Below are 7,246 nucleotides of genomic sequence, written 5' to 3'. Positions count from 1 at the left end.
ATGTAACCACCAGGCCGACTCGCGCGATCACCCGACCGTACTGCTGTCGTCAGGTGCCGGAAGGCGACTCACCTCATTGTGTTAGCCGTTGTAAGGCGAGGGGCGTCAGGTGCCTCCGTGCATGGGTGACCGTGGCCGACCCGGGCCGGGCCGGGCTGAGCCGTCCGTTCCGGGTGTTGACCGGCCCGCGACGCCTCGCGCCGACGGAAGGTTTCCGGTGGCTTACGGCCGGCCCCAGACAGGCTGCGGACGCCGTCTCGCAGGAGCGCGTAGCGATCGATGGCGGCTAGTCCAGCCCAAGGGGCTCGCGGACGCCGTCTCGCAGGAGCGCGTAGCGATGGGGGGCGCCGCCCGACCGCTGCCGCGCATCGCGGATGTGCCCGTCCCTGAAGGTGTCGACCGGCCCGTTCCTTTGGGGGTTTCCCGGCAGTCTTCGTATGTCCGGGGCGGGGCGGTCGGTCAAGGGTGGAGCGCAGCGACATCGCGAAGCGACGCGACGACGAAGGAGGAGCGCCCTTGAGGGACCGGCCCGAACCGGAGAGACGATGAGACTGACGGGAAACCCCCATACACATCTCTGATACCGCCCGAGCGGCTCCCGCACGCCCCGAAGCCGCCCCGAAGCCACCCCGAAGCCCCCCGAAGCCGCCCCACCCTCATCCGACCCCGGTCAGCCCCCGACCCCGCCCCCACCCCAGCGGCGGCTTCAGGCCTTTTCCGGGGACGTCAGGTCGATCAGGCGGCACACCGTTTCGATGTCGATCTTGACCTGGGCGATCGAGGCGCGGCCGGAAAGCCACGTGATCAGCGCCGAGTGCCAGGTGTGCTCGATGACCCGGACCGCCGAGAGCTGCTCCGCCGTCGGCGGCTGCTCCAGGCCCATCGCGTCCAGGATGATCGCCGTCGTCAGCCGGGACACCGTGTCCACCTCGGGGCTCACGCTCCGGTCTGCGAACGTCAGTGCCCGTACCATCGCGTCGGCCAGCTGCGGCTCCCGCTGGAGGGCGCGGAAGGCCCGCATCAGGGTCTCCGCGACCCGGGCCGCCGGGTCGTCCCCGGCCGGCGGGCGTTTGCGCAGCGTGGTGTGCATGTGCTGGAGCTGGTCCTGCATGGTGGCGACCAGCAGGTGCACCTTGGACGGGAAGTAGCGGTAGAGCGTGCCCAGGGCCACGCCCGCCGCCTCCGCGACCTCGCGCATCTGCACGGCGTCGAATCCGCCCCGGCTGGCCAACTGTGCGCTGGCGTGCAGGATCCGGCGGCGGCGTGCCTCCTGGCGCTCCGTCAGGGGAGGCGACGCCGGTGTGGTGACGGCCTTCACTTCCGCTGTCATGTGTCCCGTTCCGTGTCGTTGCGCGGGCTGAATCCGGGCTGGTCCGCGGCCAGCATCGCAGGCGCCGGAGCCGTGGCGTGAATCACCTGCTCCGCCTCTTACGGTGTGGTTTCCGGCCGGTAGATTCAATGGTCTTCGACGGATCAAGTCTGAAACTTGTTCTACATTATCCGAGCGGTTACGCTCCGGCGAAAGTTGCAGCGAGAAGGGGGCCGAGAGTGACCGCTGAGGCCATGGTGACGAGCCCTTTCGCGGGTTCCGTCGCCGACGGCGACCGCCCGCTGCGCATCGCGCTCCTCACCTATAAGGGGAACCCGTTCTGCGGCGGCCAGGGCGTCTACGTCCGCCACCTCTCGCGCGAACTCGTACAACTGGGTCACTCCGTCGAAGTCATCGGCGCGCAGCCCTACCCGGTGCTCGACACGGGCGCCTCGCTCACCGAGCTCCCGAGCCTGGACCTGTACCGCAGCCCGGACCCCTTCCGCACGCCGAAGCGCGACGAGTACCGGGACTGGATCGACGCCGTCGAGGTCGCCACCATGTGGACCGGCGGCTTCCCCGAGCCCCTGACCTTCTCGCTGCGCGCCCGCCGCCATCTGGCCGCGCGCGCGGGTGACTTCGACGTCATCCACGACAACCAGACGCTCGGGTACGGCCTCCTCGCCGACCTCGGCGCCCCGCTGGTCACGACGATCCACCACCCCATCACCGTCGACCGCAAGCTCGACCTCGACGCCGCGCAGGGCCGGGTGAAGCGGGCCTCAGTGCGCCGCTGGTACGCCTTCACCCGCATGCAGGGCCGCGTGGCCCGCCGGCTGCCGTCCGTACTCACCGTCTCCGGGTCCTCCAAGCAGGAGATCGCCCAGCACCTGGGCGTCCGGGACGAGCGCATCCACGTCGTGCACATCGGCGCCGACACCGACCTCTGGTCGCCGGACCCGTCCGTCGCCGAGGTGCCGGGCCGCATCGTCACCACCTCCAGCGCCGACGTGCCGCTCAAGGGGCTCGTGTACCTCGTCGAGGCGCTCGCGAAGCTGCGTACCGAGCAGCCCGAGGCGCACCTCGTCGTCGTCGGCAAGCGCGCCGAGCAGGGCCCCGTCGCCCGCGCCATCGAGACGTACGGCCTCCAGGACGCGGTCCGCTTCGTCAAGGGCATCACCGACGCCGAGCTCGTCGACCTGGTCCGCAGCGCCCAGATCGCCTGCGTGCCCTCCCTCTACGAAGGCTTCTCGCTCCCGGCGGCCGAAGCCATGGCCACCGGCACGCCGCTCGTCGCCACCACCGGCGGCGCGATCCCCGAGGTCGCCGGACCCGACGGTGAGACCTGCCTCGCGGTGCCCCCGGGCGACGCGGGCGCGCTGGCCGCCGCGCTGGGCCGGATGCTGGGCGATCCGGAGCTGCGGGCCCGCCTCGGCGCCGCCGGGCGCGAACGGGTCCTGACCCGGTTCACCTGGGCCGCGGCCGCCAGGGGCACCGTCGCGCACTACCGCGCCGCCATCGAGCAGGCCGGCGCCGGCCGGACCCGCCCGGCGCGCTGACCTTCCGCTTCCCCGCTTCTTCCCCATCCCCGACACACCCCCGCGACCGCGAAGGCAGGACCCCGTGCTGACCGTCGATTTCTCCCGGTTCCCGCTCGCCGCAGGCGACCGCGTACTCGACCTGGGCTGCGGCGCAGGCCGGCACGCCTTCGAGTGCTACCGGAGAGGCGCCCAGGTGGTCGCCGTCGACCGCAACGGCGAGGAGATCCGCGAGGTCGCCAAGTGGTTCGCAGCGATGAAGGAGGCCGGTGAGGCCCCCGCCGGGGCCACCGCCACCGCCATGGAGGGCGACGCGCTCGCACTGCCCTTCCCCGACGACTCCTTCGACGTCGTCATCATCTCCGAGGTCATGGAGCACATCCACGACGACAAGGGCGTGCTCGCCGAGATGGTCCGCGTCCTCAAGCCCGGCGGGCGCATCGCCATCACCGTGCCGCGCTACGGCCCCGAGAAGATCTGCTGGGCGCTCTCCGACGCCTACCACGAGGTCGAGGGCGGCCACATCCGCATCTACAAGGCGGACGAGCTGCTCGGCAAGATGAAGGCCGCGGGCCTCAAGCCGTACGGCACGCACCACGCGCACGGGCTGCACTCCCCGTACTGGTGGCTCAAGTGCGCCTTCGGCGTCGACAACGACAAGGCGCTGCCCGTCAAGGCGTACCACAAGCTCCTGGTCTGGGACATCATGAAGAAGCCGCTGGCCACGCGGCTCGCCGAGCAGGCCCTGAACCCGCTCATCGGCAAGAGCTTCGTGGCGTACGCGACCAAGCCCCACCTTCCCGTCAGCGCGGCCCAGTGAGCACGCCGGGGCGCACCGAACACCTGGTCCTGGACGGTGTACTGACGGCCGAGGAGGCCGCCCTGACGGTGGCGGGGATCCTCGCCGCGCAGCGCGCCGACGGGGCCATACCGTGGTTCCGCGGGCACCACCTCGACCCGTGGGACCACACCGAGGCCGCGATGGCACTGGACGCGGCCGGTGAGCACGAGGCGGCGGAGCGGGCGTACGCGTGGCTGGCCCGGCACCAGAACCAGGACGGCTCCTGGTACGCGGCCTACGCCGACCGGCCCGACGGTGTGGACACCGCGGAGCCGCAGGACGCGAGCCGCGAGAGCAACTTCACCGCGTACATAGCCGTCGGCGTGTGGCACCACTACCTCTCCACCGGCGACGACACCTTCCTCGACCGCATGTGGCCGGCCGTCTACGCGGCCGTGGAGTGCGTCCTGACGCTCCAGCAGCCGGGCGGCGAGATCGGCTGGAAGCGGGAGGCGGACGGCACGGCCGTCACCGACGCCCTCCTCACCGGCTCCTCCTCCATCCACCAGGCGCTGCGCTGCGCCCTGGCCATCGCCGAGCACCGCGAGGAGCCGCAGCCCGACTGGGAGCTCGCGGCGGGCGCGCTGCGGCACGCCATCCGGCGTCACCCGGAGCGGTTCCTCGACAAGAACCACTACTCGATGGACTGGTACTACCCGGTCCTCGGCGGGGCCCTGACCGGTTCGGAGGCCACGGCGCGCATCGAGGAGCGCTGGGAGGAGTTCGTGGTCCCGGACCTGGGCGTGCGCTGCGTGCTGCCCAACCCGTGGGTGACGGGCGGCGAGTCCTGCGAGCTGGCGCTCGCGCTGTGGGCGACGGGGGAGTCGGACCGGGCGCTGGAGATCCTGCGCTCGATCACCCACCTGCGCGCGGACAACGGCATGTACTGGACGGGGTACGTGTTCCAGGACGAGGCCGTCTGGCCGGTGGAGCAGACCACCTGGACGGCCGGGTCGCTGCTGCTCGCCGTCGCGGCGCTCGGCGGGGACGAGGCCACCACCGAGGTGTTCGGCGGGACCTCGCTCCCGGCCGGGCTGGAGCCCGACTGCTGCGGGTGACCGGGCGGTCGGCTCAGCGGCGGTAGAGCCAGCCGGCGACGGCGTGGCCGATGAGCAGGTAGGCCACGGCGGCGATGCCGTAGCCGATGACGACCTGGATCCACTCGCGGCTGAAGGTGAACAGGTCGTAGGACCAGGCCGCGAGCCAGGACGCGACGTCGTGGACGAGGTCGACCAGGGCGTTGCCCTGGTTGGCCTCCAACAGGTAGAGCAGGATCCAGAGTCCGATGACGAAGGCGAGCACGTCCGCCACCAGTGCGACGGCGCGGCCTGCCTGACTGCTTCCCCGGGTGCGTACTCGTGTGTGAGTGCTCATGCGGCGCGTGTTGCCGCCCTGGCGTGTCGTAAACCCGAACGGGTCCCCCGGGTGGTGGAGGCGGGGGACCGGGGTGAGGCTGCGGGAGACGCCTCATTCCCGGAGGAAACCGTGCCCGTGCCCCAGCCCGTACCCACGACCGTCCGATTTCGCCGCGCCCTCACGGCGGTGGTCCTGTCCACCGCGCTGATGGTCGGCGCCACCGCATGCGGCAGTGGCGGAAACGGCCCGCGCGAGGAGCTCTCCGCCGCGTCGATGGGGGAGCTGGCCGCCCTTGCGGCGGCGGAGCCCGTCGCCGCCGAGGCCGACGAACTGGCCGCCGCGACGCCGTCGCCCAGCACGTCCGCGGAGAAGCAGAAGTTCGCCAAGACGCGGTTCGTCGCCAACGCGGGGCTCGCGGCCGGTGCGACCTACCAGTGGATCGTCAAGCCGTACCGCGCGGGCAAGTTCAAGAAGGGTGCCAAGGGCCGCACCTTCGCGCTGATCAAGGCGGGCCTCGCGGGCGCGTTCGCCTACAACCGGCTCAAGGCGGCGGCCGAGAACGCCAAGGGCGACCCGCTGCTGGCGAAGGCGGTGGCCCCGCTCACGGCGGGCATCGAGTCCCTCAAGGGCCTGGGCAGCAAGCTGCGCAAGGGGCAGGCGGGGGACGGTGACATCGACGCCTTCGACAGTGTCATCAGCAGTGTGAAGGAAGCGGGCCAGAGTGCGGGTGCCACGGTGACGGACAAGGTCCCGAGCGCGTCGCAGCTGGGCGGCTAGGACGCCGGGCGGACCTGGTTCTCCCGCACTTCGCCCCCCCCATGACGAAACGGGCCCCTCGGTGGTCGAGGGGCCCGCCGGCCATGACGTGCACGCGGCCCCGCAGGGACGCTATCTCGACGAGAGGCGCAGCCGTGCCACCAGACCGGCGTGATCGGACGGCCACAGTCCTGTCGGTGTGCGGTCCCGCAGCTTGTCGCCGATCACGTCGGCGGAGACCGCCGACAGCCGGCCGGGCTGGTAGAAGACGTAATCGATGCGGCGGTCCAGCTTGGACGGCACGTTGGTGAGATCAGGGTCCTGAGCTGCGGTGTAACCGCGTCCCGTGCCGTGGACCTTGCGCCACGCCTCTTCATAGCCGCCGGTGGTGAACGTGCTGTACGGTCCGGTCGCGTCCGTGGGCAGGGAGTTGAAGTCGCCGACCGCGGTGACCGGGTACGGCGACTGTGCCAGCGCGGCGTACAGCTCCTGGCCCTGGGCGTTCCGGACGGGCGGCACCGCAGGCTCCAGATGCGTGTTCGCCACCCGTACCGGCTTGCCCGCGAGTTTCACGTCCACCGTGGACCAGCCGCGCGGAATGGTGAAGGTGATGCCGAACGGCGTCGGGACGACGAGCTTTGCGGTGTAGATGTGCGATTGGGTGTTCGTCACCCGGACTCCGTGGCGTACGAGGATCACGTCCCGGTCCGTGAAGCTCGCCTGCTCGGTGGCGCTGATCGGCAGAGCGCCGCTGAATGTGGTGTCGACCGCGACCGCCCGGTAGTCCAGCCCCGACCTGCGCAGTGTGCGAAGCAGGATGTCCAGGAAGTCGTACGTGGTGGTGAGGCTGCCGCCCTGCGGGCCGGTCTTCCACAGGGCGACCTCCTGCAGACCGATGACCTCGGGCCGGTCCTTCTTGATCAGGCGGGAGATGGCGCGGGCGCGAAGTGGGAAGTCGGTGGCGACCACCTGGCCGTAGGCGATTCCTGCTCGCCTGACGAGCTCCGGCAGGTTGGGTGCCGTGAAGAGGGGCGTGAGGTCGGCGCCTTGATAGACGTTGTACGTGGCTACGTCGAGATGCCGGTGCCGTGTCTCGGCCTGAGCGGGGGCCGCCAAGCCCAACGCTGTGGCGATCAGTCCGGCGACGACCAGTAGTGCCGTCATTCTTCGCGCCATGCGCTGCTCCTAGTGCCGAGTGAGGTGCTGGACAAATCAGCGCATAGTCGAAATGGGGCGACAAGCACATAGTCCGTGCCAGTCGAGAAGTCACCTGAACAGCTGCGGTTTGGCCTGCCTGGGCGGGCGCTGCCCCCTGTCTCGGGTGCGGCCCGGTGGTCGCGCCTCAAGCGCCGGCGGGGCGGGGGTTCGGCCCGTCTGGGCGGGGTCGGGTCCGGGGGGTGGGGGTGCGGGGCCGGCGGCGGGTGTCTCCTCGGCTCGCGCGTGACG

General features: G+C 71.1%; 7 protein-coding genes. 4 read left to right on the top strand and 3 right to left on the bottom strand.

Features of this window, described 5'->3' with window-relative positions:
• Positions 1-706: 706 nt before the first annotated feature.
• Complete coding sequence (locus tag ACFY0D_RS40125) at positions 707-1,330, bottom strand: TetR family transcriptional regulator (RefSeq protein ID WP_301371478.1); 624 nt, start codon at positions 1,328-1,330, stop codon at positions 707-709.
• Positions 1,331-1,548: 218 nt separating this feature from the next.
• Here ACFY0D_RS40125 and ACFY0D_RS40120 point away from each other — a divergent pair, with 218 nt between their 5' ends.
• The 3 genes from ACFY0D_RS40120 to ACFY0D_RS40110 all read left to right on the top strand — a co-directional run bounded on the left by ACFY0D_RS40120 (position 1,549) and on the right by ACFY0D_RS40110 (position 4,746).
• The gene (locus ACFY0D_RS40120; RefSeq protein WP_390802797.1) at positions 1,549-2,868 is read left to right on the top strand and encodes a glycosyltransferase family 4 protein; all 1,320 of its coding nucleotides are present in this window, start codon (positions 1,549-1,551) and stop codon (positions 2,866-2,868) included.
• Positions 2,869-2,932: 64 nt separating this feature from the next.
• On the top strand, positions 2,933-3,667 hold the full coding sequence (locus ACFY0D_RS40115) for a class I SAM-dependent methyltransferase (protein ID WP_030012203.1): 735 nt from the start codon (positions 2,933-2,935) through the stop codon (positions 3,665-3,667).
• Positions 3,664-4,746, top strand: a complete 1,083-nt coding sequence (locus ACFY0D_RS40110; protein WP_390802796.1) for a prenyltransferase — start codon at positions 3,664-3,666, stop codon at positions 4,744-4,746. Before ACFY0D_RS40115 ends, ACFY0D_RS40110 begins: the two co-directional genes overlap by 4 nt.
• Before the next feature lie 13 nt (positions 4,747-4,759).
• Here ACFY0D_RS40110 and ACFY0D_RS40105 read toward each other — a convergent pair whose 3' ends face one another.
• Entirely contained in the window at positions 4,760-5,062 is a 303-nt protein-coding gene (locus ACFY0D_RS40105; RefSeq protein ID WP_390802795.1) for a hypothetical protein, read from the bottom strand.
• A 189-nt stretch (positions 5,063-5,251) separates the two neighbouring features.
• On the opposite strand from ACFY0D_RS40105, the gene ACFY0D_RS40100 reads away from it, so the two are divergent.
• Positions 5,252-5,821, top strand: a complete 570-nt coding sequence (locus ACFY0D_RS40100) for a hypothetical protein (RefSeq protein WP_390802798.1) — start codon at positions 5,252-5,254, stop codon at positions 5,819-5,821.
• 111 nt (positions 5,822-5,932) lie between these two features.
• Here ACFY0D_RS40100 and ACFY0D_RS40095 read toward each other — a convergent pair whose 3' ends face one another.
• Positions 5,933-6,976, bottom strand: coding sequence for an endonuclease/exonuclease/phosphatase family protein (locus ACFY0D_RS40095; RefSeq protein ID WP_390802794.1), 1,044 nt, complete (start codon positions 6,974-6,976; stop codon positions 5,933-5,935).
• Positions 6,977-7,246 lie beyond the last annotated feature (270 nt).

It is taken from the genome of Streptomyces sp. NPDC001502 (genome assembly GCF_042894785.1).
Taxonomy (GTDB): Bacteria; Actinomycetota; Actinomycetes; order Streptomycetales; family Streptomycetaceae; genus Streptomyces; species Streptomyces kutzneri.
This window is presented reverse-complemented; position numbering and strand designations above follow the sequence as displayed.

Coding starts and splice junctions, on each gene's coding strand:
- ACFY0D_RS40095 (WP_390802794.1), bottom strand. CDS start 6,976: ATGGCGCGAAGAATGACGGCACTACTGGTCGTCGCCGGACTGATCGCC.
- ACFY0D_RS40125 (WP_301371478.1), bottom strand. CDS start 1,330: ATGACAGCGGAAGTGAAGGCCGTCACCACACCGGCGTCGCCTCCCCTG.
- ACFY0D_RS40105 (WP_390802795.1), bottom strand. CDS start 5,062: ATGAGCACTCACACACGAGTACGCACCCGGGGAAGCAGTCAGGCAGGC.
- ACFY0D_RS40100 (WP_390802798.1), top strand. CDS start 5,252: ATGGTCGGCGCCACCGCATGCGGCAGTGGCGGAAACGGCCCGCGCGAG.